This window comes from Delftia lacustris (assembly GCF_040267515.1).
In the GTDB taxonomy this organism is placed as follows: Bacteria; Pseudomonadota; Gammaproteobacteria; order Burkholderiales; family Burkholderiaceae_C; genus Comamonas; species Comamonas tsuruhatensis.
In genome coordinates, this window is sequence record NZ_CP141274.1 from 6,256,795 (window position 1) to 6,274,994 (window position 18,200).

Genomic DNA, 18,200 nt, shown 5'->3' on the forward strand with positions numbered 1-18,200 from the left:
CTCAGCGGCAGTCGGCGCTGCCTATACTGCGGGGATCGCCTCCATTTCGCTTCACGCCATGACGCCCCGCCACGACGCCACCCGCGCCATGCCACGCCATGCCCGTGCATCTGCGCCAGTACGTGCACCTGCGGCAGCCGGCCCGCAGCCGTCGGCCCGGATGGCGCGGCGCAGCCTGCTGGCGGCCCTGGCCGCCCTGCCCTGGCTGCCGGCTTCGGCACAGCCCCAGCCGCCCCCGACAGCCTCGACAGCCTCGACAGCCTCGACAGCCTCGACAGCCTTGACAGCCCCGGCGCGCGACGCGAAATCCGACGCCCTGACCCTGATCGTTCCCTATGCAGCCGGCGGGCCCCTGGACCGCACGGCGCGTCCTCTGGTCGAGGCCAGCTCCGCGAAGCTGGGGGCCATCCACATTCTTTACGTGCCGGGCGAAGGCGGCGCCAAGGGCTCGAACATGGTGGCCCAGGCCACGGCCCAGGACCGCTTGCTGCTGATGGGCGCGGCCGCCACGCACGCCGTGCTGCCCTGGCTGCAGCCCCAGCTGGGCTACGACCCGCTGCGCGACTTCCAGCCGCTGGTGCTGGTGGCGCGCATGCCCAATGTGCTGGTGATGCGCAGCGATCTGGCGCGCCAGTGGCGCATACGCACGGCGCTGGACCTGCAGCGCTTTCTTGCCAAGCACCGCCAGCCGCTGCGCTATGCCTCGGGCGGGCCGGGCAGCAGCGGGCACCTGTCGGGCGAGATGTACCAGATGCTCACGCGGCTGCCGCTGCTGCATCTGCCGTTTGGCGGAACGCAGCCGGCGCTGTCGGCCCTGCTCGACGGATCGGCCGATCTGCTGTTCGACAGCCTGGCGTCCTCGCTGCCGCACATCCGTGCAGGCCGGCTGCAGGCCCTGGCCGTGACCACGCTGGAACGCGTGCCGCTGCTGCCCGAGGTGCCCAGCCTCAACGACACGGTACCGGGCTTCAACCTCGCCAACTGGTTCGGCCTGTTCGCGCCTGCCGGCTGGCCCGCCGACCTGGCCCAGCGCCATGCCGCCGTGTTCTCGAAGGCCATGCGCAGCAGTCCGGTGCAGGAAACGCTGACCGCCATGGGCGTGCTGCCCGAAGACCTTCAACTGCAGGAGTTCGCGCGCTTTGTGCGCTCCGAGCACAGCAAATACGGCCTGCTGGTGCAGGCCGCCCGAATCCGCCAGCTCTGAGCCGCGCAGGTGCCTTGCCTGCCCCCGGCCCGGGGCAGCAATGACAAGATCCCTGGAGAGCACCATGATGAGCACCGCAGCGACCCCCACCTCGTCCCACGCCCCCGCCCACGCCCCCGGTGTGGCACCCGTGGTCTACGGCCAGGCCGACCGCCCCCCGCGCGGCGACTACAGCCGCGCCAGCGACGACTACACCTGCGCGCAGGACTACGACGCCTACACCGAGGCCGACCACGACACCTACCGGCGCCTGTACGAACGCCAGTCCGCCCTGCTGCCGGGACTGGCCAGCCAGCACTTCATCGACGCCCTGCCCTCGCTGGGCGCCAAGGACCGCATTCCGCGCTTCGAGGAAGTCAACGAGCGCCTGCGCCGCGCCACGGGCTGGGAGATCGTCGGCGTGCCGGGCCTGATTCCCGAGGTGCCCTTCTTCTCGCTGCTGGCCAACCGCAAATTCCCGGTCACGGACTGGATCCGCAAGCCCGAGGAGTTCGAGTACATCGTCGAGCCCGATGTCTTCCATGACCTCTTCGGCCATGTGCCGCTGCTGTTCAACCCCGTCATCGCCGACTACATCCAGGCCTATGGCCAGGGCGGGCTCAAGGCCGCCGAGCTGGGCGCCTGCGAGATGCTGTCGCGCCTGTACTGGTACACCATCGAGTTCGGGCTGATCCGCGAGCAGGGCGGCCTGCGCGCCTACGGCGCGGGCATTCTGAGTTCTTCGGGTGAGCTCAACTACTCGGTGCGCAGCCCCGAGCCGCAGCGCCTGCCGCTGTCGCTGGAGCGCGCCATGCGCACGCTCTACAAGATCGACACCTACCAGCACACCTACTTCGTGATCGACGACCTGCAGCAGCTGTTCGACCTCACGGCCGCCGATTTCGAGCCGCTGTACCGCCAGCTGCGCGATCAGCCGACCATCGCGGCCGATGCGCTGCTGCCCGGTGAAGTGGCCCTGCAGACTTCCGCGTCCTGAAGCCGCTCGCGCAGCTCCAGGCAAAAGCGCCAGACGCGCTCGTCGAACACCAGCTGCACATGGGCCACATCGTCCAGGCGATGCGCGTGCTGCCCTGGCAGCGTGGCCACGGGGAAGGGAAAGACGATGTTGTCGCAACAGCTCCACCAGCAGCTGAAGGCCACCTCGGGCGGCGGCGGCCCCAGGCGCTGCAGCCAGGGACTGTCCTCGCGCATCTGAAGCGCCGGCAGGCCATGGGCGAAGCGCGCCATCCAGGTGCCGCGGTGCGGCGTGGCCAGGGTCACCACATGGGCAGCCAGTTGCCGGCGCTCCTGCGCGGACAACCGGCCCAGCCAGGCACGCACCACCAGCCCGCCCATGCTGTGGGCCACGATCAGCGGCGCCTGCCCCGTGGCCTGGGCCATGCGGCGTGCGCAGGCATCGAGGTCGGCCACCATGGCGTCGATGGATGCGCCGTGCGCCGGCTCCAGCGTCATGGCCGCGCAGGCAATGCCGCGTTCCTTGAGCCGCCGCAGCCATGGCGCCCAGACCGCGCGATTGCAGAAGAAACCGTGGACCAGCACCATGCCGACCTGGCCTGTGACCGGGCTTGCGTTTTGTCCTGCGGCCGGGTCACCTGGCCAGCCGTCGGCCTCGGCATGGACCCGGAAGGGCAGGCGCCAGCCAAACACCTGCACGGCCAATGCCCACTCGGCGAGCCAGGCTGCCGCCACCGTGCGCCATGCGGGCACGGGTGCGCCGGCCTTGCGCACCACGCGGCGCATCAACACCATCTGCAGGCCCAGATGCAGGCCCGGCCAGCACAGGCCCGGCAGCGCTCCTGCCAGCGCCAGCCCGCGCGATTCCGGCCACCACCATGCCAGCCAGGCCATGGCGCCGGCCAGCGTGCCCAGCGCCACCATTTGCAGAATGCGTGCGTTCACGGCAGCCCGCCCTCCCTGAAAAAAACGCCAACGTAGCACAGAGCGGCCGCACTTTCGCGGGGACGCCGGCCCCTGCCTAGGACAACCCCGCGTAGACCGCAAAGCACCCGCCTGACCAGAATCAGCCGCAGCGGTGGCCGGCCGACCGGCGCCTGCCCCTTTGCCGTTCCCCTGTCTCACCAGCAACCCAAGGTACCCTGCATGGACGCTGCGCCCTGGCTCAAGAACTATCCCGCCGATGTGCCCCACGAGGTGCATCCCGAGCAATACCGCTCGCTCACGCATCTGCTGGAGGAAGCCTTCACCCAGCATGCGGACCTGCCCTTCTCGGTGTGCATGGACCGCTGGATGAGCTACCGCGAGCTGGACCAGCTGTCCACCCGCCTGGGCGCCTGGCTGCAGGGACTGGGTCTGGAGCCCGATGCGCGCGTGGCCATCATGCTGCCCAATGTGCCGCAGTTCGCCGTGAGCATGGCGGCCGTGCTGCGCGCCGGCTACACCTGCGTCAACGTCAATCCGCTGTACACCCCGCGCGAGCTGGAGCACCAGCTCAAGGACTCGGGCGCCACGGCCATCATCATCCTGGAGAACTTCGCCCACACCCTGGCCGACGTGATCGAGCGCAGCGCCATCCGCCATGTCTGCGTCACCGCCATGGGCGATCTGCTGGGCGGCATGTATGGCAGCTGGATCACCTTCGCCGTGCGCCACCTGGCCAAGATGGTGCCGGCCTACAGCCTGCCGCTGGACGGTGAGGGCGGCACCGTGCGCGAGGTCACGACCTTTTCCCAGGCGCTGGCGCGCGGCGCCCAGAAAGAGCTGCGCCCCAGCCAGGCGGGACTGGATTCGGTGGCCTTCCTGCAATACACGGGCGGCACCACCGGGCTGTCCAAGGGTGCCGTGCTCACCCACCGCTGCATCGTGGCCGCCACGCTGCAGGCGCATGCCTGGTTCACGCCGGCCCTGCACGGGCGCGTCAGCGCGCAGGACACGCACATCATCGCGGCGCTGCCGCTGTACCACATCTTCGCCCTCACGGTGAGCCTGTTCGCCATGCGCATGGGGGCCAGCCTGAGCCTGATCCCCAATCCGCGCGACATCCCCAAGTTCGTCAAGGTGCTGCAGAAACGGCCCTTCCACATCCTGCCGGCCGTCAACACCCTGTTCAACGCCCTGCTCAACAACGCCCAGTTCCGCGAGCTGGACTTCTCGCAGCTGCGCGTGTCGCAGGCCGGGGGCATGGCCGCCAGCGAGGGCACGGCGCGCCAGTGGCAGCAGGTCACGGGCAGCGTGATGATCGAAGGCTGGGGCATGAGCGAGACCTGCGCCATCGGCACCAACAACCCCGTCACCGCCACCTCCTTCAGCGGCACCATCGGCCTGCCGCTGCCGGGCATCTCCATCGCCATCAAGGACGACGAAGGCCGCGACCTGCCCATGGGAGAGGCCGGCGAGCTGTGCATCAAGGGCCCCAACGTCATGCGCGGCTACTACAACCAGCCCGACGAAACCGCCAAGGCCTTCACGGCCGACGGCTACATGCGTACCGGCGACATCGGCGTGATGGACCAAGAGGGCTTCACCCGCATCATCGACCGCAAGAAGGACATGATGGTGGTCAGCGGCTTCAACGTCTATCCGAACGAGCTGGAGAACGTGATCTCCATGTGCCCCGGCGTGCTCGAATGCGCGGCCGTGGGCGTGGCCGACGAGCGCCAGGGCGAGGCCATCAAGGTCTACGTGGTACGCAGCGACCCGGCACTGACCGAGGACCAGGTGATGCGCTTTTGCCATGACCAGCTCACCGGCTACAAGCGCCCGCGGCAGGTGGAGTTCCGCGACGAACTGCCCAAGACCAATGTGGGCAAGATCCTGCGGCGCGCCCTGCGCGATCCCGCCTGAAATCCGGACAGCCGCAGCTGTAGCCCACGCGTCAGCCGTGGCTGCCTGCGGCTGTTAGCCTTGGGAAAGGCTTCTCCCCCCATGACCTCCTTCGCCCCCACAAGCGCCACCGCTGCGCTGCCCTGCGGCATGACCGTGCTGGAGCGCGGCTGGCTGTCGGCCAACAACATCGTCTTCGCGGCCGACCCTGCCGATCCGCAGGACGACGGCGCGGCCGTGGTCGATACCGGCTACGTCAGCCATGCCGATCAGACCGTGCTGCTGATCGAGCAGACGCTGGCTGGCCAGCCGCTGGCGCGCATCCTCAACACCCATCTGCACAGCGACCACTGCGGCGGCAATGCCGCGCTGCAGGCGCGCTGGCCGCAGGCCCGGACCTATGTCGCGCCGGGGCAGGCCGAATTCGTGCGCCACTGGAATCCCGAGGCGCTGAGCTACACACCCACCGGCCAGGAATGCCCGCCATTTGCGCTGACCGGCGTACTGCAGCCCGGCGCCAGCGTGCGGCTGGCCGGGCGCGACTGGCAGATCCATGCCGCGCCGGGGCATGACCCGCACTCCATCATCCTGTTCGAGCCTGCCAGCCGCACACTGATCTCGGCCGATGCGCTCTGGGAAAACGGCTTCGGCGTGGTGTTTCCCGAAATCGAGGGCCTGCAGGCCTTCGAGGAAGTGGCCGCCACGCTGGATGTGATCGAGGCCCTGGCCCCGCTCACCATCGTCCCCGGCCACGGCGGCGTTTTCACGGGCGTGGCCGCGGCGCTGGACACGGCGCGCCGCCGCCTGGACGGCTTTGTGCGCGCCCCCGAGCGCCATGCCCTCTACGCGGCCAAGGTGCTGCTCAAGTACCGGCTGCTGGACTGGCAGCGCGTGCGCACCACTGAACTGCTGGCCTGGCTGGACGCCACGCCCTACTTCGGCATGCTGCATGCAGGCTATTTCAGCCACGATACCGCCGAGCACTGGGGCCGCACGCTGGTGGATGCGCTGGTGCAATCGGGCGCGGCGCAGCGCGAGGGCGAATGGGTTCACAACGCCTGAACGAAACAGATCTGCGATAGGCGCAAACCACGCCAATCACATCACCGGCCGCAAGCACTGCGCAGCTGCGGCACCACGGGCAGCATCTTCATCGACCGCGTGCGCAACCTGGGCAGCCCGATGCGCGACACCTTCAACATCGAGGACATCGAGATCGTCAAGGGCGCCTCGGGTTCCGAGTACGGGCGCAGGCGCCCTGGCGCCCGCCAATCTCTACGATCCCGGCGTCAGCGATGCGATCACGGGCCAGGACATCCGCTATGCCGGCCAGATCAACGAAGGCCACACCAAGACCCTTGCGCTGTACGCCTTCATGGCCTGGGAGCTCAGCGCGAACCTGAGCCTGCAGCTGAACGTCTACAACCTCGCCAACCAGCGTTACATCGCCAGCCTGAACAGCGCGCGGCGCGCGCCACATCCCGGGCGGGGCGCGCTCGGCCAGGCTGGTCGCCGCGCTGAAGTTCCGAGACAGGGCTGTTGCTGGGCGGCAACGGCCATCCATTCACTTATCAGATTATTCTTATATTTTTATTAGGAATCATTACCATTCTCAATCCAGGCAAAACTGCCTGATCCAGCCAGCACCGGCAAGCCAAGACAGCTCTCCAGCCGCCCGCGCAACGCCGGCCAGCAAGCCAGCATGTTCACTGCCCATCCCGCTTTCCGTTCAACCATGGCGAACTCCAACTCGTACATCAAAAGCCGCAAACACGACAGCGCTGGCCGCTCGCCGTCGGCCGGCATCATCGCTGCAGCCGCGGCCCTGGCCACCCTGGGCCTGCCGGCCGTGGCCCAGACACAGACGCCCAGCGCCAGGACCGCACCCAGCCTCAAGGAAGTGACCGTCGAAGGCTCGCGCAGCACCGGCTACGAACCCGCACAGGTCTCCTCCCCCAAGTTCACGCAGCCGCTGGTGGACACGACGCAGACCATCTCCGTCATCAAGGAGCAGGTGCTGCAGGAACAAGGCGCCACCACGCTGACCGAGGCGCTGCGCAACGTGCCCGGCGCCGGCACCTTCTACGCGGGCGAGAACGGCAACACCAGCACGGGTGATGCCATCTACATGCGCGGCTTCGATACCTCCAACAGCATCTATGTGGACGGCGTGCGCGACGTGGGATCCATCTCGCGCGACGTGTTCAACACCGAGCAGGTGGAAGTCACCAAGGGCCCGGCCAGCACCGACTACGGCCGCAGCGCGCCCACCGGCGCCATCAACATGGTCACCAAGCAGCCCAGCCTGGCCGACAGCTTCGGCGCCTCGCTGGGCGCGGGTTCGGGCAGCTACAAGCGCTCCACCGTGGACTGGAACAAGAGCCTGACCGGCATGGGCGGTGCGGCCTTCCGGCTCAACGCCATGGTGCAGGACGCCGGCGTCGCCGGCCGCGACCGCGTGGCCAATGACCGCTGGGGCATCGCACCGTCGTTCGCCTTCGGACTGAACACCGACACGCGCACCTACCTGAACGTGCTGCACGTCAAGCAAAGCAATGTGCCGGACGGCGGCGTGCCCACCATCGGCCTGCCCGGCTACAGCAACACCGATGCGCGCCTGAACGCGGGCCGCCCCGTGGACCCCAGCCGCTTCTACGGCACCAGCGCCGACCACGACGACGTGACGGCCGACATGGTCACGCTGCGCGTGGAGCACGACTTCACGCCCGACACCACGCTGCGCAACACCACGCGCTGGGGCCGCACCAAGCAGGACTACCTGCTCACGGCCTTCATGACGCTGTCCAGCAACAACAGCAGCAATCCCGCCGACTGGACCGTGTCACGCAGCCTGCCGACCTTCAAGAACCAGGTCAACGACATCGTCACCAACCAGACCAACCTGACGACCAAGCTGGCGACAGGCAGCGTGCGGCACGAGCTGAGCACCGGGGTGGAGATCACGCGCGAAAAGCAGAGCAACTACGGCACGGGCACCACGGGCGCCTGGCCCAATGCCAGCCTCTATGACCCGCAGGTGCCCAGCTCCGGCCTGAACTGGTCGCGCAACGGCGCCGACAGCAAGGGCTCGACCGACACCTTTGCGCTGTACGCCTTCGACACGCTCAAGTTCAACGAGCAATGGCAGGCCAACGCCGGCCTGCGCCTGGACCGCTACAAGACGCAGTACGACGCACGCGCCGTCTGCGGCGGCCGCAGCGGCTCGGCCTGCGGCAGCAATCCTGCAGGCACCGTGCTGCCCAGCGCCGTGGGCCTGGAGGCCTCCGACACCCTGCTGAGCTGGAAGATCGGCGGCCTCTACAAGCCCGCGCCCAATGGCAGCGTGTACGTGAACTACGCCCTGTCGCAGCAGCCACCGGGCGGAGCCAACTTCACGCTGTCCACGGCCGCCAACAACGCCAACAACCCCAACATGGACCCGCAAAAGGCCAAGACCGCCGAACTGGGAACCAAGTGGGAGCTGATGGACAAGCGCCTGCTGCTGACAGGCGCGCTGTTCCGCACCGAGATCACCAACGAGATCGTCACCAACCCTGACGGCACCGTGGGACAGACCGGCAAGAAGATCGTGCAGGGCCTGGAGCTGGGCGCCACGGGCCAGATCACGCCCGCCTGGGGCGTGACTGCCGGCTACACGCTGCAGGATACCAAGGTGGACACGGGCGCCACCGTGGCGCAGGACGGCTCCAGCGGCCTGACCTATACGCCCAAGAACGCCTTCTCACTGTGGACCAGCTACCAGTTCCCGTTCGGCCTGACGCTGGCTGGCGGGGCGCGCTACTCGGGCGGACTCAAGCGTGGCACCGACGGCGCCGTGGGCACGCCCAACTTCACCGATGCCTACTGGGTCTTCGACGCCATGGCCAGCTACCGCATCAACAAGAACGCCGACATCCAGCTGAACTTCTACAACCTGTTCGACAAGGAGTATGTGGGCGCCATCAACAAGAGCGGCTACCGCTATTTCCCGGGCACGCCGCGCTCCGTGCGCGTGACGGCGAACTTCCGCTTCTGAGTGGATGCAAGACGGGCGGCCGCGCCGGCCTCGCCGCGCGCAGAGCGCCGACAATCCCAGTACCGCCCCGGCCCCGCCGGGGCTTTTTCCATGCGAGGAGGACCCGCACCATGATGCTGCACATTCCCGACGTGCTCACGCGCCAGCAGGTCACTGCGATCCGCACAGCCATCGACGCCGCCGACTGGGTGGATGGCCGTGCCACGGCGGGCAGCCAAGGCGCCCGGGTCAAGCGCAACCGCCAGTTGCCCGAAGACTCGCCCGTGGCACTGGAGCAGGGCCGCACCATCGAGCAGGCGCTGGCGGCCAATGCGCTGTACTTCAGTGCCGCCCTGCCCGCGCGCACCATGTCGCCGCTGTTCAACCGCTACGCGGACAGTGAAACCTATGGCCTGCACGTGGACGGTGCGGCACGGCGCCTGCCAGGCGCGCAGCAGTGGATGCGCACCGATGTGTCCTGCACCCTCTTCCTCTGCGATCCCGAGGACTACGATGGCGGCGAGCTGGTCGTGGTGGACACCTACGGCACGCACGAGGTCAAGCTGCCGGCCGGCGACCTGATCCTCTATCCCTCCACCAGCCTGCACCGCGTGGAGCCCGTCACCCGGGGCGAGCGCGTGTGCGCCTTCTTCTGGGCGCAAAGCATGGTGCGCGACGACACACGCCGCGCCATGCTGTTCGAGATGGACCAGACCATCCAGCGCCTGCGCGAGAAGCTGGGCGAGACCGATGAAACCCTCAGCCTCGCGGGCCAATATCACAACCTGCTGCGCATGTGGGCCGAGACCTGAGGGATCGGATCGCTTCAGGGCTTGTGCTTTTCCGCGCAGCCGATCAGGTGGTTGTAGCTGTTGGACATGCACTGGTACATGGCCTTGGAGCGGCCCGTGGAGGCCTGGCAGTCGGCCACCGTGGCGTGCGTGCGCGCCTCGCGGAACTTGCCCGCGGTTGCATCGAACTGCGCCTGCGTGATGTAGCCGCCCTTGAGGTTCTTCTGGCCGTTCTCGACCATGGTGTCCACCTGGCTGCGGATGTTGTCCACGGCGGCTGCGCAGTTCAGCGGCACCTCCTTGGAATCGACCTTGCTCAGGCCCTTGGCCACGCCGTCCGCCAGCTCGCGCACCTGCTTGGGCAGCTTCTTCGTGCCGTCGGGATTGCGCTCTTCGCCAAACCGGCCCGAGCCTGCGCCCGAGCTGCCATTGGGCGAGACCTTGATCTGGCCGGCATCGGCCTGGTCGACGGGCAGCTGCGAACCGTAGTGCGTGCGCCCTTCGGCATCCACCCATTTGTAGACGGGCTGCGCCACCGCCGTGCACGCCCATGCAAGACCCAGCGCGACCCAGGCCGCGCGGCTCCCTGTTGTTGTCATTCTTGAAACCCCTGCGGTATCCGGGGCCGCGGCATGCGGCCCGCCAGTCGGTAACCAAGTGTAGCGCCGACAGGCATCGCCGCATCCCGCAGGAATGTCAAGTGCGGCTCAGGGCAGATCCTTGCTGGGGTCGGGCGTGGCCGCATCACGCGGGCCGATGGTGCCCAGGCGGCTCTTGAGCGACTGGGGCTGGCCCGTGATCAGCGCCGCGTAGTTGGTGGTGTTGGACAGCACCTTCTTCACATAGTCGCGCGTCTCGGTGAAGGGCACGTTCTCGGCCCAGATGGCGGCGTCGAGCACCGGGCCGTTGCGCCAGTTGCGCGGGCGGCCGGGACCGGCGTTGTAGCCTGCCGCAGCCAGCGCCATGGAACCGTCGAAATCGTCCAGCGCCAGCTTCAGATAGGCGGTGCCGATGGTGATGTTCACCTCGCGGTCATTGATCATGGACGGAGAAAAGTCCGTCATGCCGATCTTGCGCGCCGTCCAGCGGGCCGTGGCCGGCATGACCTGCATCAGGCCCGAGGCGCCCACGCCCGAGCGGGCATCCATGATGAAGCGGCTTTCCTGGCGGATCAGGCCATAGACGTAGGCCGGGTCCAGGCCGATGGAGCGCGAGCGCGCCAGCACCGTGTCGTGGAAGGGCATGGGAAAGCGCTGGCTCCAGTCGGCAAAGCTGCGGGTGCGCTCGCTGGTGTTGATGCAGCGGTCCCAGACCTGCTGCTGGCAGGCAAGGTCGGCGGCGGCCAGCAGTTCGCGGTCGCTCATGCCGCCGGCCTGGTGCAGGTTGGTGGCGTAGTTCCATTCGCGCACGCCTTCGCTGCGCAGGCCGTTCTGGATGGCGTAGAGACCGCGCACCAGGCTGGGGTTGGCGCGGGCGGCGGCCTTTTCGGGCGCCGTGGGCGGCGCCGGCTGGGGGGGCGCCGTCACGCGCTGGCCGATGTCCTCCAGCGCCAATTGCTCGTAGAAGCTGCCGGGGCCGGCCATGTCCTCCAGCAACTGGCGCGCCTCGGAGCGTTCCTGCTCGCTCGGTCGGCCGGACAGCAGGGCGCGCGCCTTCCAGTAGGTCCATGTGTGTTCGGTGCGCTCGGGCCCCATGGCGTCGATGGCGCGGCGCACCGTGCGCCAGTCGCCGGCGCGCAGCGCGGCGCGCACCTTCCAGCCCAGCAGTTCATCGCTGAGGTCGCCGTCCTTGCGCACCTTGCCGAAATAGGTCGCCGCCTCGGGCTGCAGCTTGAGCGCGGCCTGCTTGCCGATCACGCCCCAGGCCCAGTTGTTCTCCTCGGCCGTCAGCCGCGCGCCCCAGCCGCCTTCCAGCTGGGTGGCCGCCGCCGCCGGGTCGCTGGAGGCCATGCGGACCAACGCCAGCAGCGCCAGCTCCTTGGGCACGGCACCGCGCACGCGCGTCTGCCCGGCCAGGTACTTGGCGGGCGAGGCAAAGACCTGTGCCACCTGGGGCAAGGCCTCGGGAGCGACGATGGCCACGGCATCGCGCGTGGCCTTTTGGCGATTGGCCTCGGCCGCCTGGCGCGCCTTGCGCCAGACTTCGGGTTCGCTGATCTGCTTGGCCGCGTACAACTCGCCGGCGGCGTAGGTGCAGCCGTCGTCGGCGTCGCGCTGGGCCCACCACAGGTCGCGCACCTGCTGGCCCAGGTTGGCAGCAGGCTGGCCCTTGATGCTGTCGATCAGCAGGGCGTAGCAGCTGACGGAGCGGTCATCGCGCATGCGAAACGCCCCGTGCACCTGATCGAACATGCCCCAGTCGCGCCGCTGCCCCAGCAGCAGCAGCCAGTCATTGCGCAGCCGGTCTTCCTGGTAGGTGCCGGGCCAGCGCTTGAAAAACCCCAGAATCTCGTCGGCACTGGCTTCTTCCAGCCGGGCCTTGAGTTCCCAATAGGCGGCCCAAGGTTCGAGCACATGGCCACGCGCAGAAGGCAGCAGCTGCGTGAGCTTGGCCTTGTCGCCCTTGCGAAAGGCCTGCTGCATTTCCAGCAGGACGTCGTCGCCACGGTTTTGCGCCAGCGCAGGCGTGGCTGCGGTGGTCCAGAGGGAAGCCGCCAGAAGCGGTGTCAAAATCTTCAGCCAGTGCATGGAGGAAATTATCTGATGGACAAAGCAGCCCTGCGCCGCAGCTTGATAGACCAGCGCCTCAACCTTCCCGACCGATTGCAGCGCGCCGACGCGCTGCAGCAGGTCATGCGCTTTTGGCTGATACAGCGGCCCGACAGCATCATCGGCGCCTATTGGCCGATCAAGGGGGAGTTCGACCCGCTGCCAGCGCTTCACCGGTGGAAGGAAGATGGCGAGCTACAGGGTACCCCACAAAGACGCCGCATCGGATTGCCGGTGATCGACAAGCAGCGTAAGACACTCAGCTTTCACGCCTGGTACCCGGGCTGTCCCATGGAAGAGGACGCCTATGGCATCCCCAAGCCCAAGGACACCGAAACTCTCACCCCCACCCTGCTGTTCGTGCCCTGCGTCGGCTACGCGGCCGGTGGCTACCGCCTGGGCTATGGCGGCGGTTTCTACGACCGCACCCTGGCCGAGCTGCAGCCCAGGCCCTTCACCGTGGGCCTGGGCTACGGCTGCGGCTATGTGGACGAGTTCGAGCCCGAGCCGCATGACCTGCCGCTGGACGCCATCTTGAACGACCACGGAGTCGTCTGGCCGGTGTAGAACAAGCACCCCCTGAGGCGCTGCACGCCTTCCCCCTCTCTGCCCGCTTCGCGGGGGAGGGGGACGACACCCTCACTGCGGGGCGGCCCTTGCTCGGTGTCCCTCGCTTTTGGCCGCGCCGGTTTCTAGCGCTGTGCTTCTTTAGTTTGCTGTCTCGCGCTGCGCCTGCCATTGATGCCAGCCGCGGGCTCGCAGGTCGCAGGCGGGGCAGGTTCCGCAGCCGTAGCCCCAGTCGTGCAGCGTCTCGCGCGTGCCCTGGTAGCAGGTGTGGGTGTCGCGCTGGATGAGGTCCACCAGGGTGTCGCCACCCAGGTCGTGGGCCATTTGCCAGGTCTGGGCCTTGTCTATCCACATGAGCGGGGTTTCGATGCGCAGGCGCCGCTCCAGGCCCAGGTTCAGGGCGAGTTGCATGGCCTTCATTGTGTCGTCACGGCAGTCGGGGTAGCCGGAGTAGTCGGTCTCGCAGACGCCGGTGACGATGACCGACAGGCCGCGACGGTAGGCCAGCGCGCCGGCCAGGGTCAGGAACAGCAGGTTGCGGCCGGGCACGAAGGTGTTGGGCAGGCCGTCGGCCTGCATGGCGAAGGCCACGTCTTCGGTCAGGGAGGAGCCGCCGATCTGCTGCAGCACGTCCAGCGAGAGGACATGGTCGTCACCCAGGCGCGGTGCCCATTCGGGAAAATCCCTGGCCAGCCGCTCGCGCACCTGCTGGCGCACCTGCATTTCCACGCTGTGGCGCTGGCCGTAGTCGAAACCCAGGGTCTCGACGCGCTCGTACATCGACAGTGCCTGCGCCAGGCAGGTGGTCGAATCCTGGCCGCCGGAAAACAGGACCAGCGCAGCCGTGTGGCGCCCCGCTGGCGCCTGGGGGGAAGAGCTATCGTTTTGCATGGCACGCATTAGAGCGCGCCCAGGCAGCGCCCGGCTCCTACATGGGTTTTCCTGCCATGCTTGCTAAGCTGTAGGGCCTATCGCGGAGGTTGCGGCCATGCTCACGCTCTATATCGGCAACAAGAATTACTCATCCTGGTCCATGCGCCCCTGGGTGCTGATGCGCCAGGCCGGCATTGCTTTCGAAGAAGTCATGTTGCGCTTTGACAGCTTCGACGAGCAGTCCGCCTTCAAGCAGCGCGCCCGCGCGCTGTCTCCCTCGGGCCGCGTGCCCGTGCTCATGGACGAAGGCATGGCCATCTGGGACAGCCTGGCCATCTGCGAGTACCTGGCCGAGAAATTCCCTGAAAAACACCTGTGGCCGACCCTGGCCCTGAACCGCGCCCGCGCGCGCAGCCTCTGTGCCGAGATGCACAGCGGCTTCGGCGCGCTGCGCTCGCTGTGCCCCATGAACATCGAGGCCCAGTTGCCCGAGGTCGGCGCGCGGCTGTGGGCCGAGCGCGCGGACCTGCGCGACGATGTCCAGCACCTGTCCGAGCTGTGGCAGCCGCTGCTGTCCACGGCCAGCGGCCCCATGCTGTATGACCAGTTCAGCATCGTCGATGCCTTTTTCGCGCCCGTGTGCATGCGCCTGACGACCTACGAGCTGCCGCTGGCCCCGGCCATCGACGCCTACGTGCGCCGCGTGCGCGCCTTGCCGGGCGTGCAGGACTGGGTGCAGGGCGCACTGGCCGAGCACGATTTCCGGCCGTTCGAGGAACCCTACCGCAGCGCGCCTGCGGCCGGCTGAGCGGCGCGCCAGCAAAAGTCGGAGCACTGCTGCGCTGGGGTGGGCGCGGCCTGCGCAATGCCGCGGTTGCGGAGGCAGTGCAGCGGCCATCCGGCTGGTGCTCCTTGAGTGTGTCTCCAGACAGAATCCGAAAGAAAGCATGCGCTCGGCACTCCATCGGTGCGTGGAGGCAGCCTGCCATCATGTCACTGCCCAGGCCCTACCATTGCGGCATGAGCGAATTTCAGGTGTACATGGTGGGCGGCGCGGTGCGCGACCGTCTTTTGGGGCGGGCCGTGCATGACCGCGACTGGGTGGTGGTCGGCGCCACGCCCGAACAAATGTCCGCGCGCGGCTTTCTGCCTGTGGGGCGGGACTTCCCGGTCTTCCTCCATCCCGAGACGCACGAGGAATACGCGCTGGCGCGTACCGAGCGCAAGAGCGGCCTGGGGTACCGGGGTTTCGTCGTGCAGGCGGCGCCCGATGTCACGCTGGAGCAGGATCTGGCCCGGCGCGACCTGACCATCAATGCCATGGCCGCTCCTGCGGACTGGGATGGTGAAAGTGCCATTACCGATCCCTACCACGGCCAGGCCGATCTTCAGGCCCGGGTGCTGCGCCATGTGACCGGGGCCTTCCGCGAAGACCCGGTGCGCATCCTGCGCGTGGCGCGCTTTGCGGCACGTTTCCACGAATTCACGGTGGCGCCGGAAACCATGGCCCTGATGCGGGAGATGGTGGCCGCCGGCGAGGTGGATGCCCTGGTGCCCGAGCGCGTGTGGCAGGAGATCAGCCGTGGCCTGATGGAGCGCCGCCCCTCGCGCATGTTCGAGCTGCTGCGCGAGTGCGGTGCGCTGTCCGTGCTGCTGCCCGAGCTGGAGCGGCTGTGGGGCGTGCCCCAGCGCGCCGAGTACCACCCCGAGGTCGATACCGGCGTGCACGCCATGATGGTGCTGGACATGGCCGCACAGCTCGACGCCCCCCTGCCCGTGCGATACGCCTGCCTGGTGCACGACCTGGGCAAGGGAACGACGCCGGCCGATGTGCTGCCGCGCCACATAGGCCATGAGCAGCGCAGCGCCCGGCTGGCCGAGAAAGTGGGCGAGCGTCTGCGCGTGCCCACGGACTGCCGCGAACTGGGCGACGTGGTGGCGCGCGAGCACGGCAACATCCACCGCAGCGGCGAGCTCAACGGCGCCGCCATCGTGCGCCTGCTGGAGCGCTGCGACGCCATCCGCAAGCCCGCGCGCTTCGAGCAGGCGCTCATGGCCTGTGAGTGCGATGCACGCGGAAGACTGGGTTTCGAAGACCGGCCCTATCCCCAGCGTGCCCGCCTGCGCGATGCGCTGGCCGCAGCGCTGTCCGTCTCCACCTCTGACATCGCCGCCCAGGCCACTGCGCGCGGCAAGCAGGGCAAGGCCATCGGCGAAGCCGTGCAGGCGGCGCGCGCGCAGGCCGTGGCCGATTGGCTGGCGCAGGCGGCCTGAGCGCAAAGGCCGCCACACACGGGAATCAGGCTCGCGCCACGGGCAGGACCAGTCGCAGGCACACGGGCTGCTCGCCTCCTGCCGTCAACAAGGCCACGTTGCCACCCAGTCGCTCGGCGATGCGCCGCACCAGGTACAGCCCCAGCCCGGCGCCGGGCCGGTGCTGGGCGTTGCGGCCACGGTAATACCTTTCGAACAACTGGTCCTGGTCCGCCTGGGCAATGGGCTCTGCCGGGTTCGAGACCTGGATCTCCAGACCCTCGCCCTGCCTGGTCACGTCCAGGCGGACCGATTCGCCTTCGGGCGTGTGGCGGTCTGCATTGGCCAGCAGATTGCGCAGCGCGATGCGCAGCAGGCCGGCATCGGTGATCAATTGCTGCGTGCCCCCGCCCAGGTGGCAGACGATGCGGCCGGGCGCAAAGTCCAGGCACAAGCCATCCACCAGCGCATGCAGGTCGCAGGGCTGCAGGCGTGGCTCGGCATGGGGCTGGGGATCGGCCATGCGGTCGTCGGCCAGGCAGTCGTCCACCAGGGCCAGCAGGCGCTGGGCGGCTTCGCGGATGTTGCGGCTGCGTGCCAGCGTCTTGTCGGGCGGTGCCGCCAGGTTGCGCGCCAGTTGCTGCGCACTGGTCAGGATGATGGCCAGCGGTGTGCGCAGCTCGTGCGAGACCATGGCGACAAAGTCGCGCTGCTCCTGGCGGACCCTGCGCTCCAGCACCAGCGCCTCGCTCAGTTCGCTTTCGCGCAACTGTCGCTGCCGCAGTTCCGCCTCCAGCCGGACCTGCTCGCGCTCTCGAATGCGGCGCCTGCGCTCGTATCCGCCGATGATCCAGCCACTGAGCAGCAGCATGTGCGCCATGTTGCCCAGCGCGGACGCATGCGTGGACACCAGCGCGGTCAGCGCGTTCATGGGCAGCCAGCCCAGGTTGCGCAGGAAAGAGATCAGCACGCCGGCATAGAAGATGCCGAACGCCAGCATGAAGAACCGTGCCGGGGCGTGGCCGCGCCGCCACAGCCAAAGGGCGAATGCGAGAAAGCCCACGGTCAGCGGCAGGGTCATGGCCTGCACCGGGACCATGCCCGCCGAGTAGTGCCCCGACACCACCAACAGCATGCAGCACAGGCTGAACAGCCACAGCAGCGGCACGATCTGGCGCACCAGCCGCGGATACAGCGATGCCAGCTCCAACTGCCTGCAGGCCAGTTGCATGGAGATCGCCAGGGCGCCGGCAATGCCGCATCCCAGCAGGCGGTCGCTCCAGAAACCCGGCAGGCCCGTCAACTGCTGCACCAGCCCCAGCGATACCACCTCATTGAGCACGCAGACGCTGAGATAGGCCAGAAACAGGCCGCTCACCGGAGCCCGCGTGCCCAGCCAGAACACCAGTTGCACGCCAATCAACAGCAGGTACAGCCCGAAGTACAGGCCGAACGAGAGGGCCTCGCGCCGCGTATGGTTGTCGAACGCCAGTCGCTGCCACAGATCGATACGGGTGACGAGCGCGTTGCGCGCACGCAGGCGCACCAGCAACTCGTATGACCCGGCGGCAGCAGGTTCGAACTGGAATGCGGGACTGCGGTAGTCCACCGGCCAGGCGTGACGCGAAATCTCTTCGCCACTGCGCCCCAGCAGCTGCCAGGGGTCGCCAGGCCGGCGCACATGGACCTCCACCTCATCGAGCAGGGCATTGCCCAGCAACAGCATCCAGCTGCCGGGCTGCTCCACCTGCAGCGGCATGCGCAGCCAGACCGCCGCCTGCGTGAAACTGGCGTTCAGGTGCCCTGGCATCGCCTTCCACCCGGGCGCCAGGTCGGCCTGCTGGACATCGAGCAGGCCCGAAGCGTCATCGAGCCGCTGCCACTGCCCTGCGGTCTCCTGCATGGGCACATCGGGGTCCAGCACGAGGGTCCGGGCCTGGAGCAGCAGTGGGCACAGCAGCCAGGCCAGCACGATGAGGGTTGCACGGTAATATCGCATCTGAAGTCCA

At 68.2% G+C, this 18,200-nt stretch carries 14 protein-coding genes; 9 read left to right on the forward strand and 5 right to left on the reverse strand.

The window, feature by feature from the left end:
- Positions 1–58: 58 nt before the first annotated feature.
- Both U6958_RS30070 and phhA read left to right on the forward strand, forming a co-directional pair.
- On the forward strand, positions 59–1,204 hold the full coding sequence (locus tag U6958_RS30070; protein ID WP_244160434.1) for a tripartite tricarboxylate transporter substrate binding protein: 1,146 nt from the start codon (positions 59–61) through the stop codon (positions 1,202–1,204).
- Positions 1,205–1,268: 64 nt separating this feature from the next.
- Positions 1,269–2,180 carry a phenylalanine 4-monooxygenase gene (gene phhA / locus U6958_RS30075; protein ID WP_016446498.1) on the forward strand — a complete coding sequence of 304 codons (912 nt, stop codon included), beginning with the start codon at positions 1,269–1,271 and terminating at the stop codon, positions 2,178–2,180.
- On the opposite strand, the gene U6958_RS30080 is transcribed toward phhA, so the two are convergent.
- Positions 2,114–3,103 (reverse strand): triacylglycerol lipase, encoded by a 990-nt coding sequence (locus U6958_RS30080; protein ID WP_074920548.1) that lies wholly within the window; start codon positions 3,101–3,103, stop codon positions 2,114–2,116. The genes phhA and U6958_RS30080 overlap by 67 nt on opposite strands.
- A 201-nt stretch (positions 3,104–3,304) precedes the next feature.
- On the opposite strand from U6958_RS30080, the gene U6958_RS30085 reads away from it, so the two are divergent.
- From U6958_RS30085 to U6958_RS30100, 4 genes are all read left to right on the forward strand, one after another.
- Positions 3,305–5,005: an AMP-binding protein gene (locus tag U6958_RS30085; protein ID WP_074920551.1), complete on the forward strand. Its 1,701-nt coding sequence runs from the start codon at positions 3,305–3,307 to the stop codon at positions 5,003–5,005.
- 81 nt (positions 5,006–5,086) lie between these two features.
- Complete coding sequence (locus U6958_RS30090; protein ID WP_074920553.1) at positions 5,087–6,046, forward strand: MBL fold metallo-hydrolase; 960 nt, start codon at positions 5,087–5,089, stop codon at positions 6,044–6,046.
- A gap of 673 nt (positions 6,047–6,719) precedes the next feature.
- Positions 6,720–9,020 (forward strand): catecholate siderophore receptor Fiu, encoded by a 2,301-nt coding sequence (locus U6958_RS30095; protein WP_074920923.1) that lies wholly within the window; start codon positions 6,720–6,722, stop codon positions 9,018–9,020.
- A 110-nt stretch (positions 9,021–9,130) separates the two neighbouring features.
- Positions 9,131–9,811, forward strand: a complete 681-nt coding sequence (locus U6958_RS30100) for a Fe2+-dependent dioxygenase (protein ID WP_016446503.1) — start codon at positions 9,131–9,133, stop codon at positions 9,809–9,811.
- A 14-nt stretch (positions 9,812–9,825) separates the two neighbouring features.
- Here the strand turns inward: U6958_RS30100 and U6958_RS30105 are convergent, their stop codons facing one another.
- The gene (locus U6958_RS30105) at positions 9,826–10,389 is read right to left on the reverse strand and encodes a DUF4124 domain-containing protein (protein ID WP_074920555.1); all 564 of its coding nucleotides are present in this window, start codon (positions 10,387–10,389) and stop codon (positions 9,826–9,828) included.
- A 108-nt stretch (positions 10,390–10,497) separates the two neighbouring features.
- Positions 10,498–12,477 carry a lytic transglycosylase domain-containing protein gene (locus U6958_RS30110; RefSeq protein WP_074920557.1) on the reverse strand — a complete coding sequence of 660 codons (1,980 nt, stop codon included), beginning with the start codon at positions 12,475–12,477 and terminating at the stop codon, positions 10,498–10,500.
- Positions 12,478–12,492: 15 nt separating this feature from the next.
- On the opposite strand from U6958_RS30110, the gene U6958_RS30115 reads away from it, so the two are divergent.
- Positions 12,493–13,065 (forward strand): 5-formyltetrahydrofolate cyclo-ligase, encoded by a 573-nt coding sequence (locus U6958_RS30115; protein WP_016446506.1) that lies wholly within the window; start codon positions 12,493–12,495, stop codon positions 13,063–13,065.
- Positions 13,066–13,206: 141 nt separating this feature from the next.
- Here U6958_RS30115 and queC read toward each other — a convergent pair whose 3' ends face one another.
- Positions 13,207–13,965, reverse strand: coding sequence for a 7-cyano-7-deazaguanine synthase QueC (gene queC, locus U6958_RS30120; RefSeq protein WP_047217753.1), 759 nt, complete (start codon positions 13,963–13,965; stop codon positions 13,207–13,209).
- Positions 13,966–14,053: 88 nt separating this feature from the next.
- Between queC and U6958_RS30125 the strand changes: the two genes are divergently transcribed.
- Positions 14,054–14,746 (forward strand): glutathione S-transferase family protein, encoded by a 693-nt coding sequence (locus tag U6958_RS30125; RefSeq protein WP_016446508.1) that lies wholly within the window; start codon positions 14,054–14,056, stop codon positions 14,744–14,746.
- Between the two features lie 212 nt (positions 14,747–14,958).
- On the forward strand, positions 14,959–16,212 hold the full coding sequence (locus U6958_RS30130; RefSeq protein WP_034348363.1) for a multifunctional CCA addition/repair protein: 1,254 nt from the start codon (positions 14,959–14,961) through the stop codon (positions 16,210–16,212).
- A gap of 25 nt (positions 16,213–16,237) precedes the next feature.
- Here U6958_RS30130 and U6958_RS30135 read toward each other — a convergent pair whose 3' ends face one another.
- Entirely contained in the window at positions 16,238–18,190 is a 1,953-nt protein-coding gene (locus U6958_RS30135) for a sensor histidine kinase (protein ID WP_074920560.1), read from the reverse strand.
- Positions 18,191–18,200 lie beyond the last annotated feature (10 nt).